The organism is Zhongshania marina (genome assembly GCF_002915595.1).
Taxonomy (GTDB): domain Bacteria; phylum Pseudomonadota; class Gammaproteobacteria; order Pseudomonadales; family Spongiibacteraceae; genus Spongiibacter; species Spongiibacter marinus_B.
In genome coordinates this window covers 147,911-173,183 of the sequence record NZ_PQGG01000028.1, presented here as the reverse complement: position 1 = coordinate 173,183, position 25,273 = coordinate 147,911, and the positions used below count along the sequence as shown (strand labels likewise).

Here is a 25,273-nt window from a genome sequence, read left to right as displayed (position 1 = left end):
TGGCTTTAAGGTTTAGCGAGTAGCGTCTCGCATCGTTACAAACTCTTCTGCCACCGTGGGGTGAATACCAATCGTCGAATCAAAGTCGGCCTTGGTCGCCCCCGCCTTAATTGCTACTGCCAAGCCCTGAATGATCTCGCCCGCATCGTCACCCATCATATGAGCGCCAACTACTTTATCACTGGCCTTATCTACCACGAGCTTTAAAAAGGTCTTGGTTTTATTACCGCTAAGAGTGTGCTTTAAATGGGTAAAGCGCGAGGTATACACCGCGATATCTGCAAAACGCTCTCGCGCTTCTTCCTCACTAAATCCAACGGTTGCAAGATTGGGCTGTGAAAATATAGCCGTGGGAATAAAGCTATAATCGAGAACAGTGTTGTCCCCCTTAAATAATCGCTTCGCCAAATTCATACCTTCGGCCAGCGCCACCGGTGTTAACTCCATACCTCCGGTCACGTCGCCAACGGCATAGATTGACGGCTCAGCGGTTTGAAACCCTTCGTTCACCGCAATATAGCCTTTGTCGTTTAAGGTGACCTTGGTATTTTCTAAACCAAGCCCTTCTAATAGCGGCTTGCGGCCAGTGGCATACAAAACCTTGTCGGTGAGCAGACTTTCGCCGCTTTCAAGCGTCAGTAAATACTGACCGTCTTGCTCGGCAATGGCAGTTACGTTTTCATTAAAACGCAGCTTCACGCCCTTATTCGTCATTTCCTCCGCAAGCTGCTCGCGAATTTCTGTATCAAAGCCCCGCAAAAACAAATCGCGACGATAAATTTGTTCAACTTCTACCCCTAAGCCGTGGAGAATCCCCGCAAATTCAGTGGCAATATAACCGCCTCCTACAACCACTGCATGCTTTGGTAGCGTATCTAAATAAAATAATTCATTGGAACTAATCGCTAATTCACAGCCGGGAATATCGGGAATAAACGGCCAGCCTCCAACCGCAATAAGAATATTTTTAGCGGTATATTTATTGCCGTCTACCTCAACGGTATTAGCGTCAACAATTCGCGCATGGCCGTTGATTAAGTCTGCGCCTGCATTATTTAATAAATTGCCGTAAATCCCGTTGAGACGTTCGATTTCTTTGGTTTTATTGTCTCGAAGCCGCGGCCAATCCAAGTCGCTAACGGAGCTGTCCCAACCAAAACCCTGAGCATCACTAAAGTCTTCGCGGTAATGCGCGGCATAACTAAATAGCTTTTTGGGAACACAGCCAACATTAACGCAGGTGCCACCTAAATAGCGCGATTCAGCAATCGCCACTTTTGCACCGAAACTAGCTGACATTCTCGCCGCGCGAACGCCACCAGAACCTGCACCAATAACAAATAGATCGTAAATTGTTTCGCTCACGCACTCTCCTTTGAGCTTAGGCCTGTGAATTAGCCTTTCTCTAAATTGATGTTGAGGCTAAATCGTATTTCTCATACCAAGCGAGTTTTTCTCGTAATTTGACGACCTCGCCCACAATGATCAGCGTCGGCGCCTGCACAGGCTCTTGTTTTAAAGCATCAACCATTGTCGCCAAGGTCGCTACAACAACTTTCTGATCGGGAGTGGTGCCCTGCTGCACGACCGCAATGGGAGTATCCGCGGATCTACCAAAGGCTATCATTTTTTCGCAAATTGTTGGCAGGCCAACCAAGCCCATATAAAACACCACTGTTTGCGCCGGCTTGACTAACTCCTCCCAAGGTAAATTTATGCTGTGATCTTTTAAATGTCCGGTTACAAAACGCACTGACTGTGCATAATCGCGATGAGTAAGCGGAATGCCAGCGTAGCTCGCACAGCCTGCGGCAGCGGTGATACCGGGCACTACTTGAAAGGGTATTTTTTGTTCTGCGAGTTCTTCGATTTCCTCACCGCCGCGACCGAAAATAAACGGGTCGCCACCTTTTAAGCGCGCCACCTTTTTGCCTTCTTGCGCGTATTTCACCAACAGCATATTTATATCTTGTTGAGGAACCGCATGGTCAGAGCGGGCCTTGCCAACGTAGACGCGCTCAGCATCTTTACGGCACATATCAACGATTGCCGGTGCCACCAAGCGGTCGTATAAAACCACATCTGCACGCTGCAGTAGGCGAAGCGCTTTAAAGGTCATTAAATCTGGATCGCCTGGGCCAGCGCCAATTAAATACACTTCGCCACCGACTTCCACCGCCCCTTTTTTAATGGCGTCGCCGAGCATCGTGGCAGCAGCCTTTTCATTGCCTGCAAATACCATTTCAGCAACAGGGCCTTGCAAGGTTTGCTCCCAAAAATGGCGTCGATCTTCAATGTCGGCAAAACGTGTTTTCACCGCATCGCGGAATTGTCCAACCAAATTAGCTAGTCTGCCGTAAGCAGCGGGAATACTTGCTTCCAAACGCGACCGCATCATCCGCGCAAGTACAGGGCTTTTTCCACCGCTACTCACCGCAATCATTAGGGGTGAACGGTCGATAATTGCCGGTAGAATCACGCTGCATAGATCTGGACTATCTACGACGTTTACCGGAATTTGTCGGCTGTGACAGGCTGCTGATACGCGGCTGTTTACGTCTTGATCATCCGTGGCGGCGATAACTAAAAACACGCCGTCTAACAGGTGATCGCCATAATCCCCGCGTATACATTCACCGCCGGCATTCAAGCACAGCGTCGAAAGTTCGGGGAGAATATCGTGGGCAACCAGCCTTAATTTTGCGCCGGCTTTACACAGCAAGCGTGCTTTTCGCAGCGCAACTTGGCCGCCGCCAATTAATAAACAGGGTTTATTGCGAAGATCGGTAAACAGAGGGAGAAAGTCCATCTAACTAGAACTCTCCCGGCAGTAGTTGTTCCACTCCACCCATATAGCCTTGCAACACGGCGGGAACGGCTAAGGAGCCGTCAGCTTGTTGGTAATTTTCTAAGATTGCCACCAAGGTGCGCCCAACCGCCAAGCCAGAGCCGTTTAGGGTATGAAGTAGTTCAGGCTTGCCGGTTTCTGGATTGCGCCAGCGGGCTAACATCCTGCGGGCTTGAAAATCGCCAAAATTACTGCAAGAAGAAATTTCACGGTAGGCACTCTGCCCCGGCAGCCACACTTCTAAGTCATAAGTCTTGCGCGCAGAAAACCCGAGATCGCCGCCACAAAGAATGACCTTGCGATACGGCAAATTCAGCTTTTGCAAAATCGCTTCGGCGTGACCTGTTAAGGCCTCTAGGGCTGCATCAGACTCTTCTGGGCGAACAAATTGCACCAACTCTACCTTTTCGAATTGGTGCTGGCGGATCATACCGCGAGTATCGCGTCCATAGCTGCCCGCCTCGCTTCTAAAGCATGGAGTATGGCAGGTGAAGCGCAGCCCTTTCTCTAATTCCGCCGCTTCAACAATGGTGTCGCGGTATAAATTCGTGACCGGTACTTCTGCCGTCGGAATTAAATAGTACTCAGAATCGCCCTGCAGCTTGAACAAATCCGCTTCAAACTTTGGTAGCTGACCGGTGCCTCGCAGTGAGTCGGCATTCACCATGTATGGTACATACACTTCTTGGTAGCCGTGTTCGCGGGTGTGGGTATCTAACATTAACTGAATAAGGGCGCGGTGCATGCGGGCCAAGCCGCCACGCATAACAGCAAAGCGACTGCCGGTGATTTTTGTGGCTACTTCAAAATCTAAGCCGCCCAGATGTTCGCCTACATCAACATGGTCTTTTACGTCAAAGTCGAAGTTTCGCGGTTCACCCCAGCGCAAAACTTCAATATTGTTTGATTCGTCTTTACCCTCAGGTACTTCCTCGGCAGGTAAATTCGGCACTGCCATCAATAATTGATCTAAAGCATCATTCGCTTCTTTTGCCTGCAGCTTAAGCGCTTCTAATTCAGCTTCAATTTTTGCCAGGCTTTCGTTTACCTGCGCTTTTGCTTCGTCGATATTAAGGCCATTTTTAATAAGCTCACCGATTTGCTTAGACGCTTTTTTCCGCTCGGCAAGCAAGTTTTGACTATTCATATCGGCCTGCTTGCGCACGGCATCGAGGGCTTCAAATTGGGCCGCGTCAAAACTGTAGAATTTTTTGCTCAGCGCGCCGGCAACTGCCTGTGGATCGAGCCGGACCTGCTTTATATCTAACATTAAAATAAATCTCCAACCTTATGTATTTAATATATTTCTTTTAACGAACCAAGCTCATTCCTAACCAGCACCCGATAACGCAGCTGGCTAGCGTAGCGACCATATACAGCATCGCCATTGCAATTTTACCGGCCTCTAACATGGCCACTGACTCTAATGAAAACGTCGAGAAAGTCGTGAAGGCCCCTAAAAATCCCACCATTAATACATAGCGCCAATCGGCATGTAAGCTCGATTTTTCCGTTATCAAAACGTAGATGGCACCAATGGTAAACGAGCCGGCAATATTGACCGCAAATGTGCCCAAGGGCCAGTGGATCTGCGCTAAATAGATATTCACCGCTCGGCCGATACCGTAGCGGCTTAATGCACCGCAGGCGCCGCCTAAGGCAATTAGCAAATAGACTTGCACGTCGTTGTCTCCGATTTGAGGCGCACTATTCTACCGTATTTGCATTAACGATAGCGTGTATGCGGTGACTCCGCATCGCGCTGGCGCAAATATCGCAGCTTTTCAGCGATTTTCTTCTCTAAACCGCGCTCGACCGGTTGGTAGTACACCGTGTCTTTTATTTCTTTAGGTAGATAATTTTCACCGGCGGCGTAGGCATCGACTTCGTCGTGGGCGTAGCGGTAGCCGTCGCCAAAGCCCTGCTTTTTCATCATGCCGGTGGGTGCATTGCGCAAATGCATTGGAACGTCGTAGCTGGGTGCAGCGGCTATATCGCGCCTAACCGCATTGTAAGCGGTATACACCGCATTACTCTTTGGGGCGGCGGCCAAGTAACACACCGCCTGGGCCATCGCTAATTCGCCTTCTGGACTGCCTAGTCGCTCCTGCACATCCCAAGCATCTAAACAAATTCGCAGCGCCCGCGGGTCGGCATTGCCGATATCTTCACTTGCCATACGAACGAGGCGCCGCGCAATATAGAGGGGTTCGCAGCCACCATCTAACATGCGGGCAAACCAGTATAAGGCGCCGTCTGCCGAGCTGCCTCGCACGGATTTATGCAGGGCAGAAATTTGCTCGTAAAAGAGATCGCCGCCCTTATCGAAGCGCCGTGGTTGACCATTAAGCACTTGGTCGATGATTTCTTCGTTTAAATCCCGCGCTTCGCCACGGCTGAGCACCATGTCGCCAGCCAACTCGATTAGATTGAGCGCACGCCTTGCGTCGCCATCTGCGTGAGAAGCGATGCGTGCAGCTTGTGCCGCATCAATAATCCAGCCTTCACGTTCGGCTGCGTGTTTAATAATACGTATTAACGCATCGTCATTCAGCGCATTAAGCTGATAAACCCGTGCCCTAGACAGCAGTGCATTATTGATTTCAAAGGAGGGATTTTCCGTCGTCGCACCGACAAAAATCACCGTCCCGTCTTCCACATAGGGTAAAAATGCGTCTTGCTGGGCCTTATTAAAACGATGGACTTCGTCGATAAACAGAATGGTGCGGCGCTGGAAAAACTGTTGTTTTTTTGCCTCTTCCACAGCAGCACGAATATCTTTTACCCCAGCCAATACAGCGGAAATGCTAATAAAGTGTGCGTCGCAAAGATGAGCTATTAGTTGCGCCAAGGTGGTTTTACCAACCCCTGGCGGTCCCCAAAAAATCATTGAATGAAGTTGGCCTGAGTCTAGCGCCCTACGCAGTGGCTTGTCCTCTGCTAATAGGTGCTCTTGGCCGAGATAGTATTCCAGTGTTTGCGGCCGCATCCTTGCAGCCAGTGGCATGGCAGCTGGCGTGTCGCTCAAGACCTGCTCGCCTCAGCCTCATTAAACTCAAACATTTTAGCGTCGAATTTAACGTTGTATTTGGGCTCAACAAAATCGATTTGCGTAGTTTGCTCAAGGGTATCCGTCAAGCGCATACCGCTAAGCTTGCCCATATTAAACAAGAGTCGCATTTCAGAAAAAGCGCCCTGCTGTTTTGGAACTAATACAAATTCCCGCGTATTACCTGATTTAATAACGTTTACAACGTAATCAGCCGCAAGTTGGTCGATAGATGCGCCAATAATCATCGCCGGGGTTTGTGAAAGCTCGGCATCAAAGGGATCAGTATTTAACTGCTCAAGATCTGCATCGTAGCGCCATACTGTTTTGCCGTTACTGACTAGCAAATAGCGGAACGGCTCCAAGCTTTCCCAACGGATATTATTGGGGCGCTGCAGCGCGATCGTGCCCTTGCTTTCCTGCAATAGTTCGCCGCTGGCATCCCTAACCTGCTGTACAAATTTTGAGTTAATACTTTGCGCACCGGATAGGTGTAAATGTAGTTGTGCTACGTCGCCCTCAGCAAAGGCGGACAACTGGAAAACAGACAAACATAGTAATAGAAACAATTGACGCATATTTCTCACTTCTAATCACGTGGCGGTGGAGCCAGTACTTCGCGACTACCGTTACTGGCCATCTCTGTTACGACACCAGCAGCCTCCATTGTTTCAATTAATCGCGCTGCGCGATTATAACCAATGCGCAATTTGCGTTGAACAGCAGAGATAGACGCGCGACGACTTTCTGTAACGTATTGCACCGCCTCGTCGTAAAGCGCATCGCTTTCGCCATTATCGCCGCCACCTTCAGGGGGCATGCCCGGCATAGCATCCGTCGCGCTGCCCTCTTCTAGCAGGCCATCAATATATTGGGGCTCGCCCCGCCGCTTCCAGTCGGCAACGACACGGTGGACCTCTTCGTCCGACACAAAAGCGCCGTGAACCCGAATCGGGATACCTGCACCAGGTGGCAAATACAACATATCGCCGTGCCCGAGAAGCTGTTCCGCACCGCCTTGATCCAGAATAGTTCGCGAATCGATTTTAGATGAAACCTGAAAGCCGATACGGGTTGGCACGTTGGCCTTAATCAAGCCGGTAATAACGTCCACCGACGGACGCTGGGTGGCAAGTAGTAAGTGAATTCCCGCCGCACGCGCTTTTTGAGCAATGCGAGCGATAAGCTCTTCGACTTTTTTACCAACGATCATCATCATGTCGGCAAATTCGTCAATTACCACGACGATAGACGGCAGCACCTCAAGATCCGGCGCCTGCGCCTCCTCTAAACCTGCTTGATAATGTTCTTCAGGCTTCCAAAGCGGGTCCTTGATGGGTTCGCCGGCAAGAATGGCGTCTTTAACCTTGCGATTAAAGCCGGCCAAATTACGAACCCCCATTTTCGACATGAGCTTATATCGGCGTTCCATTTCCGCTACGCACCAACGCAAGCCGTTAGCGGCATCCTTCATGTCGGTAATAACTGGCGTTAATAAATGCGGAATACCGTCATAAACAGATAATTCCAACATTTTCGGATCAACCAGCATCAGTCGCACTTCTTCCGGCGTCGACTTATACAGCAAACTAATCAGCATGGCGTTTACGCCCACCGATTTACCGGAACCGGTAGTACCGGCTACCAATAAATGAGGCATTTTCCCAAGGTCTGCACATACCGGCTCGCCGGAAATATCGTGCCCTAAAGCAAGAGTAAGTGGGGATTTATTTGATTCAAACACTTCCGATGAAAGCACATCGTGGAAATTAACAATCTCGCGATCTTCATTCGGAATTTCAATACCAACATAGGGCTTGCCTGGAATAACCTCTACAACACGAACACTGACCACCGCCAATGAGCGCGCTAAGTCTTTCACCAAATTAGAGATTTTGCTGACTTTAACCCCTGCATCCGGCTCCAATTCAAACCGTGTAATCACCGGTCCTGGGAAAACGGCGACAACTTTTGCCGACACCCCGAAATCCAATAATTTAATTTCTAATAGGCGGGACATTGCGTCCAAGGTTTCTGGCGAAAATCCGCGTTCAGGGTTGTGCACCGCTTTATCTAGCAGGCTGAGGGACGGTAAGGTACCTGTCACTGGGCCATCAAACAAGGAGGTTTGCCGCTCCTTGTCGGGGCGAGAAGATTTTGCAGCGGGCTTTGGCGGCGGCGCTATTTGTGGAGGAATTCGCGTTTTTTGAATTTCAGTTTTCGTTGTAAATGCTTCGTGGCGTTCCTTGGCAGCCAGCGCAGCTTTTTTGCGCTCAGTGCGAGCCTGCCGATAGCGATAGAGCGCATCGTTTGCTTTGTCGTAAAGACGCAATGTTAACGCGCCGACGTTATCCATCAATTTAATCCACGATAAATCTGTGAATACCGTCAAACCAAACAATAATATCGCCAGCAGTAATAAGCGACTGCCGAACTCGTTAAAGGACGCCAAAGTCGCATGACCAACCGCATCACCCAATACCCCACCAGCGCCAAAAGGCAAGCCACTGGTGCCATAGTCACCGTTTGCCGCGAGCCCAGTGCTCGATATCATCACCAAGACCAAGCCGATGACGCGCAGAGAAAAAATAAGAGAGTCGAATGCCGGCGGGCGGTAACGCGATTTGAATAGCCGCCATGCCCGAAACGCTAACATGCTAGGAAATAAATACGCCATATAACCAAACAGCGCAAAAAACACATCCGCAAGCCATGCTCCGACTGGGCCTCCGGCGTTCATTACCTCATCGCCATTTCCCGTTCTAGACCAGCCAGGATCATTGCCGCTATAGGTTAAAAGAGAGACGAAAATATAAATGCACACCGCCACAAAGGCGATTAACAGCCCTTCACGTAGACGTAAATGCAATATTTCGCGATTATCCACCGCTGATTTTGTTGTCGGTTTAGGCAAAAGAAAACAAATTCCTAGTTACTTCTAGCTTAAACGGCCAATCACACATTCACGATGCCGTCACGAAAAAAATTATATGTTTATCCGCTGTTACTGAGCCTATTGAAAAACCCAAATCGGGCCCAATATTAGCACTATGTCAGGGCATTTGTCGCCGCACAGACATTTTGATGCGGATAACAAAATCCCCTATGATATGCGCCTTATATCAGTCATTTTGGATTGAACCAAGTTCACTCCCCCTAAATGGAATGCAGTAAATTTATGAGCGACAGCCAACACCATCGTCTAATCATTCTAGGTTCGGGCCCTGCCGGTTACACCGCCGCTGTTTACGCTGCCCGCGCGAACCTCAATCCCGTAGTTATAACCGGTATCCAACAGGGCGGTCAGCTCACCACCACCACCGACGTTGATAACTGGCCTGGCGACCAAAATGGCGTTCAAGGTCCAGAGTTAATGGTGAGAATGCAAGAACATGCCGAGCGTTTCGACACCGAAGTTATTTTTGACCACATTGAGTCTGTCGATTTAAAAAACAAACCCTTCACGCTTAAGGGCAGCAAAACCTATACCTGTGACGGTTTGATCATAGCCACTGGCGCATCTGCGCAATACCTGGGACTGCCTTCAGAAGAAGCCTTTATGGGTAAAGGCGTTTCGGCTTGTGCCACTTGTGACGGCTTTTTTTACCGCGGCAAGAAAGTAGCGGTTATCGGCGGCGGCAACACGGCTGTAGAAGAAGCACTGTATTTATCGAATATTGCCTCCGAAGTAACCTTGGTACACCGTCGCGACAGCCTGCGCTCAGAAAAAATTCTGCAGGACAAATTGCTAGAACGTGCGGCAAACGGCAATGTAAACATCCTGTGGAACAATACTTTGGATGAAGTTTTAGGTGACGATAGCGGCGTAACTGGTTTACGACTAAAAAGCACCACAGACGGTAGCACACAAGAAATTGATGTCGCTGGGGTTTTTATTGCCATTGGTCACAAACCAAACACCGATATTTTTGAAGGCCAACTTGAGATGAAAGATGGCTACTTAAAAATCCACAGCGGCACCGAAGGCAATGCCACCCGCACCAGTGTTAAGGGTGTATTTGCCGCTGGCGACGTTGCCGACCATATATATCGCCAAGCTGTTACCTCTGCGGGTTTTGGTTGCATGGCCGCACTTGATGCAGAGCGCTACCTAGACGACCTAGCCTAAGGCAAAGCAGCTTATCTCATGCCGACTATTCCTTGGCTCGACGTCGATAAGCTGGATTTTCCTAACGTTGAACACGCCCTAGAAGACCCCAACGGCTTGCTAGCCGTTGGCGGCGACCTCAGTAAAGAGCGTATTTTGGCCGCCTATCGTCGAGGCATTTTTCCTTGGTACGAGGAATCCCAACCGATTCTATGGTGGTCACCCCAACCTCGAACCGTGCTGTATCCAGAGCAGGTATACATCAACCGAAGCTTACGCAAAGCCCTTCGTCGGGGCGACTATTCAGTGAGCTTTGATACCGCCTTTAGCGATGTATTGGACGGATGTGCCACACTCAGTCCCAAACGCCCAGGAACATGGATTACAGACGAAATGCGCGCGGCGTATTTAGGTCTTCACAAAGACGGCTGGGCTCACTCCGTCGAAGTTTGGCGCGGAAAAACATTAATTGGCGGCCTGTATGGTATGGGTATAGGTCAGCTATTTTTTGGGGAATCGATGTTTAGCCGCGAGGCAAATGCCTCCAAAATCGCATTGGTACACCTTTGCGGGCAGTTACAGGAATGGGGATATCCACTGATTGATTGTCAGGTTGGAAATGACTACCTTGACAGCATGGGCGCGGAGGAAATTAATCGCGACACCTTTAGGCAATATCTAGATCAGTATTGCAATATGGCCGCGCGCCCCGTCAATAAATGGACCCTAAATTGGCGATACGGAAACGTTTCGTCGCCGGAATAAGCATGACAGATTCTAAGGAAATTAAACTCTACGCTACCCACCCTCACCCCTGTAGCTATTTTGATGACCGAGAAGCAAAAACAATCTTTATTGACCCAGACATGACACCATCGCCGGCACTGTACAGCGAATTATCTCGCCGCGGCTTTCGGCGCAGTGGAAATCATATATACCGGCCTGACTGCAATCGCTGCAGAGAGTGCATCGCGAGCCGTGTTCCGGTGGCGTTGTTTTCTCCGACTCGCAGCCAGCGGAGAAGCATAAAACGCAACGCAGACTTGAGCACCAAAATATTCTCAGCGCCGTCAGAAGAGTCCTATGCACTCTACGAGCGTTATATAAATGGCCGTCATCGCGACGGTGATATGTTTCCGCCATCGCGTGAGCAATTCAATAGTTTTCTTGGCCCCAGCAACGCAACAACTGAATACGTGCATTTTTATCTCGGTAACGATTTAGTCGCGGTGGCAGTGACCGATGTACTTGATGACGGCTTGTCTGCCATCTATACATTTTACGATCCGGAATTTAGCCGACGAGGCCTAGGTGTTTACGGTATTCTTTGGCAAATTTCAGAGGCTAAATCCCGCAATTTACCCTATATCTACCTTGGTTACTGGATTCGAGACTGCCAAAAAATGTCTTACAAAACCGACTACCGCCCAATAGAACTGCTAATAAACAGTCGCTGGGTGCGCCTCAATTAAGTTGCTAGCCCTGCGGCTATTGAGCAATACCCTTGGTAAATTGCCAAGCTCGGCAAATTAAGGCAAAATGCGCGCAGTTTTGACAGCCCGCCGTGGCCTCAGTGCTTCTCAATTATTAATTCTTAAAGACTTTCGAGGATAGTTGCCGAATGGCGAAAGAAGACCAGATCGAAATGGAAGGCGAAGTCATTGATACCTTGCCGAACACAACTTTTCGCGTGCGCTTAGAAAATGGCCACGTTGTTACTGCTCACATCTCAGGAAAAATGCGCAAGCATTACATCCGGATTCTAACCGGAGATAAGGTCAAGGTTGAATTAACCCCCTATGACCTTACCAAAGGCCGCATTACTTTCCGCGGCCGTTAAGTGCGATAACTCAATCGCAGGTCTGGCTCTCCTCCTCATCCACCGTTTCTGCGGTTAGAGCTAGACCGTCACCCTTCACGGTGATATTAACCAGCCCGCCCTGCTTCTCCAAACTACCGAACAACACCATTTCTGCCAGCGGCTTTTTAATATGCTGCTGAATGACGCGTGCCATTGGGCGTGCGCCCATGGTTTTGTCGTAGCCATTAGAAACCAGCCAGTGTCGTGCAGCGTCATCGACGTTGAGCACAACTTTCTTGTCGTCTAACTGTGCCTGCAATTCAACCAAGAATTTATCAACGACGGTGAGCACCACGTCGGACTCCAGCGGCGCAAAGGAAATAACGCTATCTAAGCGATTGCGGAATTCCGGTGTAAACAGGCGATTAATCGCCTCGGTAGAATCAGTTTGATTATCCTGCTCAGTAAAGCCGATCGAGCGACGACTCATGCTTTCGGCGCCGGCATTGGTCGTCATCACAAATATCACATTGCGGAAATCTGCTTTACGACCATTATTATCCGTGAGCGAGCCGTGATCCATAACCTGCAAGAGCAGATTAAAGAGGTCGGGATGCGCTTTTTCGATTTCATCAAGCAACACCACTGAATGCGGGTGTTTAGTTACCGAATCTGTTAACAAGCCGCCTTGATCAAAACCAACATAGCCAGGAGGTGCACCGATTAAACGCGAGACTGTGTGGCGCTCCATATACTCAGACATATCAAAACGAATCAACTCCAAGCCAAGCAATTTGGCAAGCTGACGACATATCTCAGTTTTACCCACGCCTGTTGGGCCCGCCAGCAGAAAGCTACCAATTGGCTTTTCAACGGATTTCAAACCAGCGCGGGCCAGTTTGATAGAGGCGCTAAGCTCCGCCACCGCTTGATCCTGACCGAATACCACCATTTTGAGATTGTCTTCGAGCTTCGCAAGTGAAGCCCTATCGTCGGAAGACACGCTCTTAGGCGGAATGCGCGCAATTTTGGCAACAATCGCTTCGATTTCAGCGACATCAATTTTTTCTACGCGATTTTCAGGCTTTTGCAGTCGCTGATAAGCGCCGGCTTCATCGATCACGTCGATAGCTTTGTCAGGCAAAAAGCGGTCATTAATATAGCGCGCCGACAACTCCGCCGCTGAGCGTAAAGCGCCGTCGCTGTATTTAAGGTCGTGATGGGTTTCGAAACGCGAACGCAGGCCTTTCAAAATCAAGAAAGTGTCATCGACAGAGGGCTCGTTAACATCCACTTTTTGGAAGCGCCGGCTAAGAGCGCGATCCTTGTCGAAAATACCTCGGTACTCTTGGAAAGTGGTTGAGCCAATGCAGCGCATTTGCCCAGAGCTTAACAGTGGTTTTAAGAGATTAGAGGCGTCCATCACCCCACCGGAAGCCGCCCCAGCACCGATAATGGTGTGAATCTCATCGATAAACAGAATGGCGCCTTCACGCTTTTTGAGGTCCGCAAGCAGGCCTTTTAAGCGTTTTTCAAAATCGCCACGGTATTTAGTGCCCGCGAGCAGAGCCCCCATATCGAGGGAGTAAACCACACTGCCGATAAGGACATCTGGCACGTCACCGTCAACAATGCGCTTGGCCAAGCCCTCGGCGATGGCGGTTTTACCTACCCCAGACTCCCCCACCAACAGCGGATTATTTTTGCGGCGACGAGTTAGTATTTGCGCAACGCGCTCTACTTCTTCAGCACGGCCAATCAAGGGGTCGATACGGCCAGCTTTCGCCTCTTCATTTAAGTTAGTCGCAAAATTTTCTAGCGGACGCTGTTCGGGATCGGCATTTTCAGCGTCTTGGTCGTGCTGCTGATCGTGCTCAATCCCTTCTGGGCCAGACACCTTAGAAATACCGTGGGTAATATAATTAACCACATCGAGGCGGTTTACATTTTGTGATTTCAAGAAGTAAACCGCTTGGCTTTCTTGCTCACTAAAAATAGCTACCAGCACATTTGCGCCGGTGACTTCTTGTTTACCTGAAGACTGCACATGAAACACTGCGCGCTGCAGCACGCGCTGAAAACCCAATGTTGGCTGGGTGTCTCGCTCTGCGTCATCTTCGGGGATTCGAGGCGTGGTCGCCTCAACAAATTCTTTCAACTCGCCTTTAAGCTGAGTTAAATCTGCGCCACATGCGAGCAGAACTTTTACTGCGGCTTCATTATCTGCTAAAGCCAGCAATAGGTGTTCGACGGTCATAAACTCATGCCGGCGACTACGAGCCGATTTAAATGCCTGGCTCAATGTTGTTTCGAGATCTTTGCTCAACATAGACTACTTCCGCCCTTTGACATTGCAAACTTCAAGCATCGCTTTCTTCTATTTCAGCAAGTAGCGGGTGCCCATTATCTCTTGCGTATTGGTTTACCTGTGCCGCCTTGGTTTCAGCGATATCTTTGGTAAACACACCGCACACCCCTTTACCCTTGGTGTGCACTGCAAGCATTACTTGAGTGGCGCGCTGCCGATCCAAATAAAAGAAATCCTCTAATACTTCGACAACAAACTCCATCGGAGTGTAATCATCATTTAACAGTACTACTGCATACATACGAGGTTTCTTTAGCTCCGGTTTCGACTCCTGAATTGCCAAGCCGTTACCGTGATCTTCATCTGACTTATCACCTGAATTCTGTATATTAATGTTCATTTTCACTGGCTTTACCTGAGCTTATCACCACTTTAACCCCGCGCAATAGGGAAATTCACCAACTTCACTACATACACCATCTATACTTGACGACGAGGCCGGACTGTTTTAAAAATGGGGGCTAAGTCGCAAAATACAAGGTAGTTTGCGTAAATATGACAATAACTATAACGACAATTAAGGATATAAAGCTATGCAGCAGGGTGTTGTAAAGTGGTTCAATAACGCCAAAGGCTACGGTTTCATCGTATCTGAGAATAGTGAAGATGAAATTTTTGCGCACTATTCCGCCATTACGATGGAAGGCTACAAAACATTAAAGGCGGGACAAAGTGTGAAGTTTAGCGCTGAGCCGGGCCCAAAGGGCCTACATGCCACAGACATTCAAACATCTGACGAGTAACAGAAGAGAATTTCCAAATGTAGAAAAGATCACCACCGGCATATGCCGGTGGTGAAGTGGCTTTACGCCATGTGCTTAACGATTGCATCACCAAATTCTGAACATTTCAGCAAGGTTGCACCTTCCATCAAACGCTCGAAATCATAGGTTACTGTCTTAGCTTGGATCGCGCCGTTCATACCATTAATAATCAGGTCTGCCGCTTCGTTCCAACCCAAATGACGCAACATCATTTCCGCAGACAAAATCAAAGAACCTGGGTTTACTTTGTCTTGACCTGTGTACTTAGGTGCTGTGCCGTGAGTCGCCTCAAACAGTGCGATATTGTCGCTTAGGTTTGCACCCGGCGCGATACCGATACCACCAACCTGAGCAGCTAGCGCATCAGACAGGTAGTCGCCGTTCAAGTTAAGCGTTGCGATAACGCTGTACTCGTCTGGACGCAGCAATACTTGCTGCAGCATTGCATCAGCAATAACGTCTTTGATAACAATATCTTTGCCAGTATTTGGGTTTTTAATACTAACCCAAGGGCCACCGTCAATCAGTGAACCACCAAACTCTTCCATCGCCAGCTCGTAAGCCCAGTTTTTGAAAGCACCTTCGGTGAATTTCATGATATTGCCTTTATGCACGATGGTCAGTGACGGCAAATCTTGATCGATTGTGTATTGAATGGCCTTGCGAACCAGACGCTGAGTACCTTCTTTAGAAACTGGCTTAACACCAATACCGCATTCCTGCGGGAAACGGATTTTAGTTACACCCATTTCTTCTTGGAAGAATTCAATCACCTTATTCGCTTCTGGTGTACCCGCTTTCCACTCGATACCAGCATAAATATCTTCTGAGTTTTCGCGGAAAATCACCATATTGGTTTTACCCGGCTCTTTTACCGGAGAAGGCACGCCTTCAAACCAACGCACTGGACGCTGACAAACATACAAATCTAATTCTTGACGCAGCGCTACGTTCAAAGAACGGAAGCCACCGCCAACAGGTGTAGTCAGTGGACCTTTAATGCCTACTACATAGTCTTTAATCGCATCTAGCGTTTCGGCGGGGAACCAGTCACCGTCGTATAGCTCTGCTGCTTTTTCGCCGGTATAAATTTCCATCCAGCTGATTTTCTTAGCGCCTGAGTAGGCTTTTTCAACGGCTGCATCAACTACGTTGATCATCACCGGAGTAATGTCGACCCCGATGCCATCACCTTCGATAAAAGGAATAATTGGCCGATCGGGTACATTGAGGGAAAGATCCGCATTAACGGTGATTTTCTCGCCCGCAGTAGGTACCTTGATATGTTGGTATCCCATTTTTGACTCCATGGTTTATCAGTTAGTATCTGTGCTCGTGCTCGCTCACAAACGAAAACAAAGCAATTTGCTACAATGACAGCTTCTGTAAAAAGCGCGGCATTATAACACTTTATACCGAGATTTCTTCTATGAATGAGCCTATTTTAGCGTGAGCGACATATTTTTATTTAACAAGCCCTTCCAAGTCATGAGTCAATTTACCGACAACGACGGACGAGCGAACCTCTCTGATTACATCAGGATCCCAAAGATATATCCAGCCGGTAGACTAGATTATGACTCCGAAGGCTTAATGATTTTGACCGGAGATGGCGAACTCCAGCACCAAATAAGCCATCCGCGCCACAAACTGGCAAAAACATATTGGGTACAGGTAGACGGCGAAATAGATCAAGATGCAATCGATAGGCTAAAAAATGGCGTCCAGCTCAACGACGGTCCTACGCTCCCAGCAGCGGCAGAAAAAATTGACGAACCAGACATGCTTTGGCCGCGAACGCCACCGGTGCGTTTTAGGGCTAACATTCCCACTAGCTGGCTAAGCCTAACCATAAGTGAAGGGCGAAATCGCCAAGTCAGGCGGATGACGGCAGCGGTTGGCTTCCCGACTTTACGCCTCATTCGCACCCAAATTGGTGATTGGAGCATTGATAATTTGGCTCCTGGCGAACACAAAACCCTTAGTCTTGGCCCAGAATTTATTCGCTATAAATCGAATAAGAATAGCAAACCAAGCATCAATCGGCGCAAACCAAAAGCGCATACAAGGCGTAAATATAGTCCTTAAAGCCTCGCCCCTGTTACAATTACGCCCACTATACATATCGGTGGCACCTCACCCTTGTCGGTCGGCTTGCGCACAAAGCGCGAGGGATTCGATATAGATAACATTGAGATACGAAAAACCCACAACCCTTTTGTGATCGGAACACCCTATGGATTGGCACCCCCATGTTACTGTCGCAACCCTGGTGGAAAACGACGGTAAATTTTTATTTGTTGAAGAAATCAAACACGGCCGTAGAGTGCTAAACCAGCCCGCAGGGCACCTTGAGAAAGACGAAAGCTTGCTTGAAGCGGCCTACCGAGAAACGCTAGAAGAAACCCAGTGGCGCGTTGAAATATTAGGTGTCGTCGGCATAGGCTTATACACTGCACCAGCCAACGGCGTGACCTATCATCGAACCAGTTTTTTTGCGCGTCCAATAGCGTTTTGCCCAGAGCAAAAACTAGACAGCGATATTGAACAGGCCATTTGGCTGACGCCTGACGAATTACGAAAACGCCGGCACCAGCTCCGCAGCCCACTGGTATTAGAGTGTTTAGAGCGATATTTAGATGGCCAGCGCTACCCGCTGACCATGATTTATTAAGGCAATACACCGCTTAACGGATTATGTGAATGAATCAGCACCACCCAAATGACACCAAAGTTATCGTCGGTATGTCCGGCGGCGTGGACTCCTCAGTTTCAGCCCTACTCCTCATGCAACAAGGTTATCAGGTTGAAGGCCTGTTCATGAAAAACTGGGATGAAGACGACGGCACCGAATACTGCACAGCTAAAGACGATTTAGCGGATGCTAGCGCGGTCTGTGAAAAGCTCGGTATTCATCTGCACACGGCGAATTTTGCCGCCGAATATTGGGACAATGTATTTGAGCACTTTTTGGCAGAATACCAAGCCGGCCGCACACCAAATCCTGATATTTTGTGTAACCGCGAGATTAAGTTTAAGGCGTTTCTAGACTACGCCATTGTGCTCGGCGCCGATTATATTGCCACTGGCCATTACACTCGGCGCAGGGATATTAACGGCACAATCCAACTATTAAAGGGCCTAGACCCCAACAAGGATCAGAGCTACTTCCTGCATGCAGTGGGAAGCGAGCAATTAGCCAAAACACTATTCCCTGTCGGCGAAATTGAAAAACCACAAGTTCGAGCCCTTGCCGAAAAACACGACCTTGTTACCCACGACAAAAAAGACAGCACCGGCATCTGCTTTATTGGCGAGCGCCGCTTCAAAGATTTCTTACAGCAGTATCTACCCGCCAAACCCGGCCGCATTGAAACACTAGATGGACAGGATTTGGGCCAACACAGTGGCTTGATGTATCACACCATTGGCCAGCGCCAAGGCCTCGGCATTGGCGGCGTAAAAGGCGGTGGCGAAGAACCGTGGTATGTGATCGAAAAGGACTTAGAGCGCAACGTGCTTTTGGTAGCCCAAGGTAGCCAGCATCCCGCGCTGTTTAAACAAGCCCTACAGGTGAGCGAAATTCACTGGATTAGCGGCGAAGCCCCCAAACTCCCCCTTATATGCAAAGCCAAAACCCGCTACCGCCAAGCGGATCAAGCTTGCGAAATTCGCCCAACAAGCAATGGCTTTGATGTGCACTTTGTAGAACCTCAGCGCGCTATCACCCCGGGGCAATCGGTCGTGTTTTACGACGATGAGGTTTGTCTAGGTGGCGGTATTATTGAGGCGGGATACCAATATTAATGAGTGACACCAGACAAGCCATGCAAACAGATAAAAACGTACCATTGCGCCAGCAAACCTTGGCGCTAGCGGCAATTGTTCAGGCAGCGGTATTAGTTGATCAAATTGCCCGCACTGGCCAAGGAGAGCCGCAGGCCATTGAGGCAACAATAGATAGCGTCTTTGCTTTTTCCGCTACGACGGTAGAAGAGGCCTATGGCAGCATTGAAAACCTTGAACTAGGCGTTCGCGGTCTACGCGACTTGCTTAGCGGCAATGACTACGGGGAACGCAAGAATGTAATGCGTTACTGCCTAGGTATTTTGCATCTCCACAAAAAACTCAAAAACGATGCCGATACCTCTGCCCTATTGCGTAACAGACTGCAACACACAGCCAAACAAAAAGAGCTAACGAGTAATGATATCAATAGCTTATCCAACTCTGTTTCAGCTATTTATCAAGATACTATCTCGAAGTATAACTTTCGAATTCAGATCACCGGCAGCGCTCAAGAGCTTCAAAACGCAAACAATGCCGCGCGTATTCGGACACTTTTACTGGCCGCCATACGCGCGGGATTTCTGTGGCATCAAGCCGGCGGCAGCCGCTGGAAATTAGTGCTGCAAAGAAACCGTATTTTCACCCAAACCAAACAACTGCTGGCAACTGAAATTAGACGTTAAATCGTGTATTATTGCGCGCTTTCCGAACTGCCCGCCCCGCTATAGAAAAGGTACTCAATATGGACTTATCCGCGCTTTCAGCCATCTCACCCGTCGATGGCCGTTACGGCAGCAAAACTGCTAGCCTGCGCCCTGTTTTCAGTGAATTTGGACTGATCAAGTATCGTCTTATTGTAGAAGTGCGCTGGCTTCAGCAGCTCGCTGCAAACCCCGCCATCACTGAAGTCCCCAGTTTGAGTGGTGACGCCAACGCAATATTAGAAGCGCTAATTGCGAATTTCGACGAAACCGGCGCTCAGAAAGTTAAAGATATTGAAGCCACCACCAATCACGACGTTAAAGCGATTGAGTACTTTATTAAAGAGGCTATCAGCAGCAACGCAGAACTGGCGGCCATCTCAGAGTTTGTCCATTTTGCCTGCACCTCTGAGGACATCAACAACCTATCCCATGCTTTAATGCTGCGTGAAGGCCGCGAATTGCTCTTGGCAGAATGTGACGCCATAATCACCAAGCTCACCGAGCAAGCGCATGAATTTGCCGATGTAGCAATGCTGTCGCGCACCCACGGCCAAACCGCCAGCCCAACCACTATGGGCAAAGAGTTCGCCAATGTAGTTGCACGCCTGCGCCGTCAGCGTGACGCTATTGCTGACGTAGCGCTGCTGGGTAAAATCAACGGCGCCGTCGGTAACTACAACGCCCACTTATCCGCCTATCCAGACATCGACTGGGAAGCCAATGCGGAAGACTTTATCAGCAAGCTTGGTATCAACTGGAATCGCTACACCACCCAGATTGAACCCCATGACTACATTGCCGAATTATTCGACGCCATCGCACGTTTTAATACGATTCTGATCGATTTAGACCGCGACATTTGGGGTTATATTTCTTTAGGGTACTTCAAGCAACGTACTATTGCCGGCGAAGTTGGCTCATCAACAATGCCCCACAAAGTCAATCCTATCGATTTCGAAAATTCCGAGGGCAATCTGGGCATAGCCAATGCGGTACTGCACCATTTGGCTGTAAAACTGCCTATTTCGCGCTGGCAGCGTGACTTAACCGATTCGACGGTACTGCGAAATATGGGCGTAGGGATTGCGTATAGCGTAATGGCCTATCAAGCCACTATGAAAGGTTTGAGCAAACTCGAAATCAATATTGCGCGAATTGCGGCGGATTTAGACGATAGCTGGGAAGTGCTTGCCGAGCCCATTCAGACCATTATGCGCCGCTACGGCATTGAAGAGCCGTATGAAAAACTCAAAGCGCTTACCCGCGGCCAACGCATAACAGCAGATATCTTAAAAGCATTTGTCGACGGGCTCGATATGCCAGAGACCGCGAAGGCAGAGCTACGTGAATTAACCCCTGCGCGCTATATCGGCAACGCTGTTGCCCAAGCCAAGCGGATATAACTCCGTGGCGCTGCAAAATTTTGATCCACAATGGTTTCTAGATCAGGTTTGGCAGCGCAAGGCCCTGCTATTAAAAGCGGCACTGCCAGACTATGAGTGCCCGCTAGACGGCAACGACCTCGCGGGCCTAGCCTGCGAAGACGGCGTCGATAGCCGCATTATTCTTGAAAAAAATGGCGGCTGGGAATTGCGTAACGGCCCCTTTGAAGAAGAGGATTTTAGCGCCCTGCCCGCGTCCAATTGGACGCTGCTAGTGCAAAGTGTAGATCACTACCTGCCAGAGTTGTCTGAGTTACTGGCGCAATTCCGCTTCATTCCGCGCTGGCGCACCGAAGATATCATGGTCAGCTATGCCTGCGATGGCGGCAATGTAGGCCCCCACTTCGACCAATACGACGTATTTTTGGTACAAGGTAGCGGTCGCCGGCGCTGGAAAATCGGTGCCCATTGCTCTGCTGACACCGCAATTTCCAACCACTCTGGTTTGCGCCTGCTACAAGACTTTACTGCCGAAGAAGAATACCTGCTCGAAGCAGGCGACGTGCTTTATGTGCCGCCAGGGGTAGCGCACTGGGGAGTAGCCGAGGGCGATGACTGTATTACCATGTCAGTTGGGTTTCGCGCCCCATCGGAAGCTGCTTTAGTCAGCGATTTTGGCGATGATATTGCCAGCTTTCTCGATGAATCGATCCGCTACCAAGATCCCCAACTCGACGCAAAGGCCCACCCTGCAGAAATTTCGGCCGACGTCCGCCAACACGTGAAATCCCTGATTATGCGTCATATAGATAATGACGCACACTTGGCCCGCTGGTTCGGCGAAATGATGACCCGCATTCCCGACCAAGAGAGCATGATTGACGACTCCCTAAGCCCAGAAGCATTTCTGCTGGAGTTAGCCGAAGGTGCCGTATTACAACTAAGACTAGGGGCAAGGCTGGCCTTTGATGACACCTATTTGTTCGCCGATGGTCTCGCCTTCCCCTACCCGCCAGAACAGCGGGACGACGTTAAGTCACTCTGTGAAATTGAAAGTGGCATCACCATCGACACAGCCCATCGCCTCAGCCCAGACATGATCTACGCATTATTTTGCAATGGCACCCTGTGTTTTTATGATGATACGCAAGACTGATTGGCAAACCGATAAGGCCTTACTAACCCGCATACGTCATGAAGTTTTTGTCGACGAACAAGCCGTGCCGCTTGAGTTAGAACTCGACGAACACGACCCCTACTGCCACCACTGGCTGGCCTTAGTTGACGGGCAAGCTGTGGGCACAGTCAGAATGCGAAATAATGGTAGCATCGGCCGTATGGCGGTAAGCAAAGCTTATCGCAACCGCGGTATTGGCAAAGCCCTCTTGCAAGCCGCCATAACATACGCAAAGGACCAAGATTGGCGGGAGCTTAAGCTCGCCGCGCAAGACCACGCAATTGATTTTTATGCCGCAGCGGGCTTTGTAGCCCACGGTGACCTGTTTATGGACGCAGGTATTCCCCATCAATCAATGCAATTGCTTCTGCGTAAAGAGCGTAAACTCGGCAGGGATAGTCAAAGCTTTAGGCCAGAAAACCCGGCAGCGGCAGTTCTCGACCTATGTGGCCAAGCGCGCAGGACAATCCGTATTTTTAGCCACGCATTAGAAGCCGATTTTTACGCCCAGGACGAGCTCGTTCAGACCTTATCTGCCTTCGCCAGAATACATCATCAAAATCAGCTTCAGCTGCTTATTTGCGACGAGTCTGCGCTAAGGGAACAACGCCACCCATTAGTAGCGCTCAGCCAACGACTTCCGTCGGCGATCCCGCTGCGGGTATTACCGCGGGGTGCCAAGGTAGCAATAGACGAATATTTTCTCATCGCCGACAACAGTGGAATACTCACCTACACCACGCTACCAGCGGACGCAGCGTGGTGTAGTTACCATCTGCCGCCAAAGGTGAGGGATTACCAAAATCGCTTTGATCATATGTGGGAATTTGCTGAGACACCACGCTATCTGCGAAAGCTCTACTAATCATCTAAGCTACAAGCATTGTAAAGCTTAATACAGCCACAGATTACTATTTCGAGGGCCTCTCCAGTCCTGCCAAGCCCCTGATAACGTGACAGATTTCTTACATTTACAAGGAAACACGATTCGCAACTCCAACTTTTTCGCGCATATGGGCATTTTCACGCAAAAAAATCGCTCTAATACCCTTCTTCTTTACTTTTACACGAGCAAAATTGACTAATTTGCTGTACATTACCCGCCTATTTTCAACCCAGCTTATCTAGAGAGCGCTATGACTGATCTATCCCTTTACAGAAATATTGGTATTTTCGCCCACGTTGATGCCGGTAAAACTACGACTACCGAGCGTATCCTGAAGCTAACTGGTAAAATTCATAAGCTGGGAGAGGTTCACGAAGGTGAATCAACAACCGACTTCATGGAGCAAGAAGCTGAGCGTGGTATTACCATCCAATCAGCGGCCGTTAGCTGCTTCTGGAAAGGGCACCGTTTCAACGTCATCGACACACCGGGCCACGTTGACTTTACTGTCGAAGTTTACCGCTCGCTAAAAGTTCTTGATGGCGGTGTTGGTGTTTTCTGTGGCTCTGGTGGTGTTGAGCCCCAGTCAGAAACCAACTGGCGCTACGCGAACGACTCAAAAGTATCGCGTCTTATCTTTGTAAACAAACTTGACCGCATTGGCGCAGATTTCCTTCGTGTAACTGATCAAGTTAAAAACGTACTTGGCGCCACCCCGCTCATCATGACCCTGCCTATCGGCCGTGAAGACACCTTCAAAGGTGTTGTCGATCTGCTAAGCCGCAAAGCTTACATTTGGGATGAGACTGGACAGCCAGAAAACTACACCGTTGAAGACGTTCCAGCCGATATGGTTGATGACGTTGAAATGTACCGTGAGCAACTGATAGAAAATGCAGTTGAAATGGACGATGACATCATGATGGCGTACATGGAAGGTGAGCAACCTTCTGAAGACGACATCAAACGCTGCATCCGCAAAGGTACTCTGGAGCTGGCGTTCTTCCCAACATACTGTGGATCTGCCTTCAAAAACAAAGGCATGCAGTTACTTTTAGACGCTGTTGTTGATTACCTACCGTCGCCAACGGAAGTTAACCCACAACCACTCACCGATGAAGAAGGTAATCCAAATGGCGAGCACGCCATTGTTTCTGCAGACGAGCCATTCCGCGCACTAGCCTTCAAAATCATGGACGACCGTTTCGGCGCCCTGACCTTCGTTCGTATTTACTCCGGTAAATTGAACAAAGGCGACACCATCCTTAACTCCTTCACCGGCAAGTCTGAGCGTGTTGGCCGTATGGTTGAGATGCAAGCTGACGAGCGCAACGAATTAAGCTTTGCGCAAGCTGGTGACATTATCGCAATCGTGGGCATGAAGAACGTGCAAACTGGTCACACCCTTTGCGATGTTAAGCACCCATGTACTCTAGAAGCGATGGTTTTCCCTGAGCCAGTTATCTCTATCTCTGTAACGCCAAAAGATAAAGGCTCTACTGAGAAAATGGGTATCGCCATCGGTAAAATGGTTGCAGAAGATCCTACTTTCCGTGTTGAAACTGACGTTGATTCAGGCGAAACCATCCTTAAAGGTATGGGTGAACTTCACCTTGATATCAAAGTAGACATTTTGAAGCGTACTTACGGTGTTGATTTGGTTGTAGGTCAGCCACAGGTCGCCTACCGCGAAACCATCTCTATGCCAATTGAAGACAGTTACACTCACAAGAAGCAGTCTGGTGGTTCTGGTCAATACGGTAAAATCGACTATAAGATCCGTCCAGGTGAGCCTAATACTGGCTTCACATTTAGCTCTTCTGTTGTTGGTGGTAACGTTCCTAAGGAATTCTTCCCCGCCATCGAGAAAGGCTTTAAGTCTATGATGACGACTGGCCCACTTGCCGGTTTCCCAGTATTAGACGTTGAAGTTGAACTAGTAGACGGTGGTTACCACGCAGTTGACTCTTCAGCGATTGCTTTCGAAATCGCCGCTAAAGGTGCATTCCGTCAGTCTATGCCTAAGGCTGGCCCACAGCTTCTAGAGCCAGTGATGAAAGTTGACGTATACAGCCCAGAAGATCACGTTGGTGATGTTATTGGTGACTTGAACCGTCGTCGCGGCATGATCTCTGGCCAGGAGCCAAACGCTACTGGCGTGCGTATCAAGTCAGATGTACCACTTTCAGAAATGTTTGGTTACATCAGTACTCTGCGTACTATGACCTCTGGTCGTGGCCAATTCTCGATGGAGTTTTCTCACTACGCACCATGCCCAATGAACGTAGCTGAAGCTGTTATCGCGAAAGAGAAAGAAAAGAAAGCTGCTGCCGCTAAGTAATACACTTAGCTAAGCCCTAAAAAAGCCCTGACAACAAACCTTGTCAGGGCTTTTTT

General features: G+C 49.2%; 23 protein-coding genes. 13 read left to right on the top strand and 10 right to left on the bottom strand.

Features of this window, described 5'->3' with window-relative positions; translation table 11 throughout:
• Positions 1-12: 12 nt before the first annotated feature.
• The 7 genes from gorA to C0068_RS12030 are packed head-to-tail and all read right to left on the bottom strand — an operon-like array spanning position 13 to position 8,811.
• Positions 13-1,365 (bottom strand): glutathione-disulfide reductase, encoded by a 1,353-nt coding sequence (gene gorA / locus C0068_RS12060; protein WP_103684729.1) that lies wholly within the window; start codon positions 1,363-1,365, stop codon positions 13-15.
• A 40-nt stretch (positions 1,366-1,405) separates the two neighbouring features.
• Positions 1,406-2,809 (bottom strand): siroheme synthase CysG, encoded by a 1,404-nt coding sequence (cysG, locus tag C0068_RS12055; RefSeq protein WP_103684728.1) that lies wholly within the window; start codon positions 2,807-2,809, stop codon positions 1,406-1,408.
• Between the two features lie 4 nt (positions 2,810-2,813).
• Positions 2,814-4,118 (bottom strand): serine--tRNA ligase, encoded by a 1,305-nt coding sequence (serS, locus tag C0068_RS12050; protein WP_103684727.1) that lies wholly within the window; start codon positions 4,116-4,118, stop codon positions 2,814-2,816.
• Positions 4,119-4,158: 40 nt separating this feature from the next.
• On the bottom strand, positions 4,159-4,530 hold the full coding sequence (crcB, locus tag C0068_RS12045) for a fluoride efflux transporter CrcB (RefSeq protein ID WP_103684726.1): 372 nt from the start codon (positions 4,528-4,530) through the stop codon (positions 4,159-4,161).
• Positions 4,531-4,574: 44 nt separating this feature from the next.
• The gene (locus C0068_RS12040) at positions 4,575-5,855 is read right to left on the bottom strand and encodes a replication-associated recombination protein A (protein WP_103684760.1); all 1,281 of its coding nucleotides are present in this window, start codon (positions 5,853-5,855) and stop codon (positions 4,575-4,577) included.
• A gap of 17 nt (positions 5,856-5,872) precedes the next feature.
• Positions 5,873-6,475: an outer membrane lipoprotein periplasmic chaperone LolA gene (lolA, locus tag C0068_RS12035; protein ID WP_103684725.1), complete on the bottom strand. Its 603-nt coding sequence runs from the start codon at positions 6,473-6,475 to the stop codon at positions 5,873-5,875.
• 11 nt (positions 6,476-6,486) lie between these two features.
• Positions 6,487-8,811, bottom strand: a complete 2,325-nt coding sequence (locus C0068_RS12030) for a DNA translocase FtsK (RefSeq protein ID WP_199176163.1) — start codon at positions 8,809-8,811, stop codon at positions 6,487-6,489.
• Positions 8,812-9,075: 264 nt separating this feature from the next.
• On the opposite strand from C0068_RS12030, the gene trxB reads away from it, so the two are divergent.
• The 4 genes from trxB (at position 9,076) to infA (ending at position 11,845) form a co-directional block, all read left to right on the top strand.
• Complete coding sequence (gene trxB, locus C0068_RS12025; protein ID WP_103684724.1) at positions 9,076-10,026, top strand: thioredoxin-disulfide reductase; 951 nt, start codon at positions 9,076-9,078, stop codon at positions 10,024-10,026.
• Between the two features lie 18 nt (positions 10,027-10,044).
• On the top strand, positions 10,045-10,770 hold the full coding sequence (gene aat / locus C0068_RS12020) for a leucyl/phenylalanyl-tRNA--protein transferase (protein ID WP_103684723.1): 726 nt from the start codon (positions 10,045-10,047) through the stop codon (positions 10,768-10,770).
• Positions 10,771-10,772: 2 nt separating this feature from the next.
• Positions 10,773-11,477 (top strand): arginyltransferase, encoded by a 705-nt coding sequence (locus C0068_RS12015; RefSeq protein ID WP_103684722.1) that lies wholly within the window; start codon positions 10,773-10,775, stop codon positions 11,475-11,477.
• 149 nt (positions 11,478-11,626) lie between these two features.
• Complete coding sequence (gene infA / locus C0068_RS12010; RefSeq protein ID WP_022957154.1) at positions 11,627-11,845, top strand: translation initiation factor IF-1; 219 nt, start codon at positions 11,627-11,629, stop codon at positions 11,843-11,845.
• Between the two features lie 10 nt (positions 11,846-11,855).
• Here the strand turns inward: infA and clpA are convergent, their stop codons facing one another.
• Both clpA and clpS read right to left on the bottom strand, forming a co-directional pair.
• Positions 11,856-14,135 carry an ATP-dependent Clp protease ATP-binding subunit ClpA gene (clpA, locus tag C0068_RS12005; RefSeq protein ID WP_103684721.1) on the bottom strand — a complete coding sequence of 760 codons (2,280 nt, stop codon included), beginning with the start codon at positions 14,133-14,135 and terminating at the stop codon, positions 11,856-11,858.
• 31 nt (positions 14,136-14,166) lie between these two features.
• Positions 14,167-14,514, bottom strand: coding sequence for an ATP-dependent Clp protease adapter ClpS (clpS, locus tag C0068_RS12000; RefSeq protein WP_103684720.1), 348 nt, complete (start codon positions 14,512-14,514; stop codon positions 14,167-14,169).
• A 193-nt stretch (positions 14,515-14,707) separates the two neighbouring features.
• On the opposite strand from clpS, the gene C0068_RS11995 reads away from it, so the two are divergent.
• Positions 14,708-14,917 (top strand): cold shock domain-containing protein, encoded by a 210-nt coding sequence (locus tag C0068_RS11995; protein WP_103684719.1) that lies wholly within the window; start codon positions 14,708-14,710, stop codon positions 14,915-14,917.
• Between the two features lie 62 nt (positions 14,918-14,979).
• On the opposite strand, the gene icd is transcribed toward C0068_RS11995, so the two are convergent.
• Entirely contained in the window at positions 14,980-16,236 is a 1,257-nt protein-coding gene (gene icd / locus C0068_RS11990) for an NADP-dependent isocitrate dehydrogenase (protein WP_103684718.1), read from the bottom strand.
• Between the two features lie 151 nt (positions 16,237-16,387).
• On the opposite strand from icd, the gene C0068_RS11985 reads away from it, so the two are divergent.
• The 8 genes from C0068_RS11985 (at position 16,388) to fusA (ending at position 25,217) form a co-directional block, all read left to right on the top strand.
• A complete protein-coding gene (locus C0068_RS11985; protein WP_103684717.1) occupies positions 16,388-17,026 on the top strand; it encodes an rRNA large subunit pseudouridine synthase E in 639 nt (212 codons plus the stop codon).
• 148 nt (positions 17,027-17,174) lie between these two features.
• A complete protein-coding gene (locus C0068_RS11980) occupies positions 17,175-17,612 on the top strand; it encodes an NUDIX hydrolase (protein WP_103684716.1) in 438 nt (145 codons plus the stop codon).
• 29 nt (positions 17,613-17,641) lie between these two features.
• Positions 17,642-18,745, top strand: a complete 1,104-nt coding sequence (gene mnmA / locus C0068_RS11975) for a tRNA 2-thiouridine(34) synthase MnmA (RefSeq protein ID WP_103684715.1) — start codon at positions 17,642-17,644, stop codon at positions 18,743-18,745.
• Positions 18,745-19,410 carry a high frequency lysogenization protein HflD gene (gene hflD, locus C0068_RS11970; RefSeq protein ID WP_103684714.1) on the top strand — a complete coding sequence of 222 codons (666 nt, stop codon included), beginning with the start codon at positions 18,745-18,747 and terminating at the stop codon, positions 19,408-19,410. Before mnmA ends, hflD begins: the two co-directional genes overlap by 1 nt.
• 59 nt (positions 19,411-19,469) lie before the next feature.
• Positions 19,470-20,834, top strand: a complete 1,365-nt coding sequence (purB, locus tag C0068_RS11965; RefSeq protein WP_103684713.1) for an adenylosuccinate lyase — start codon at positions 19,470-19,472, stop codon at positions 20,832-20,834.
• Positions 20,835-20,838: 4 nt separating this feature from the next.
• Positions 20,839-21,969 carry a cupin domain-containing protein gene (locus C0068_RS11960; protein ID WP_103684712.1) on the top strand — a complete coding sequence of 377 codons (1,131 nt, stop codon included), beginning with the start codon at positions 20,839-20,841 and terminating at the stop codon, positions 21,967-21,969.
• Complete coding sequence (locus tag C0068_RS11955) at positions 21,950-22,855, top strand: GNAT family N-acetyltransferase (RefSeq protein WP_158249983.1); 906 nt, start codon at positions 21,950-21,952, stop codon at positions 22,853-22,855. Before C0068_RS11960 ends, C0068_RS11955 begins: the two co-directional genes overlap by 20 nt.
• Positions 22,856-23,126: 271 nt before the next feature.
• A complete protein-coding gene (fusA, locus tag C0068_RS11950) occupies positions 23,127-25,217 on the top strand; it encodes an elongation factor G (protein WP_103684710.1) in 2,091 nt (696 codons plus the stop codon).
• The last annotated feature ends 56 nt before the right edge of the window (positions 25,218-25,273 follow it).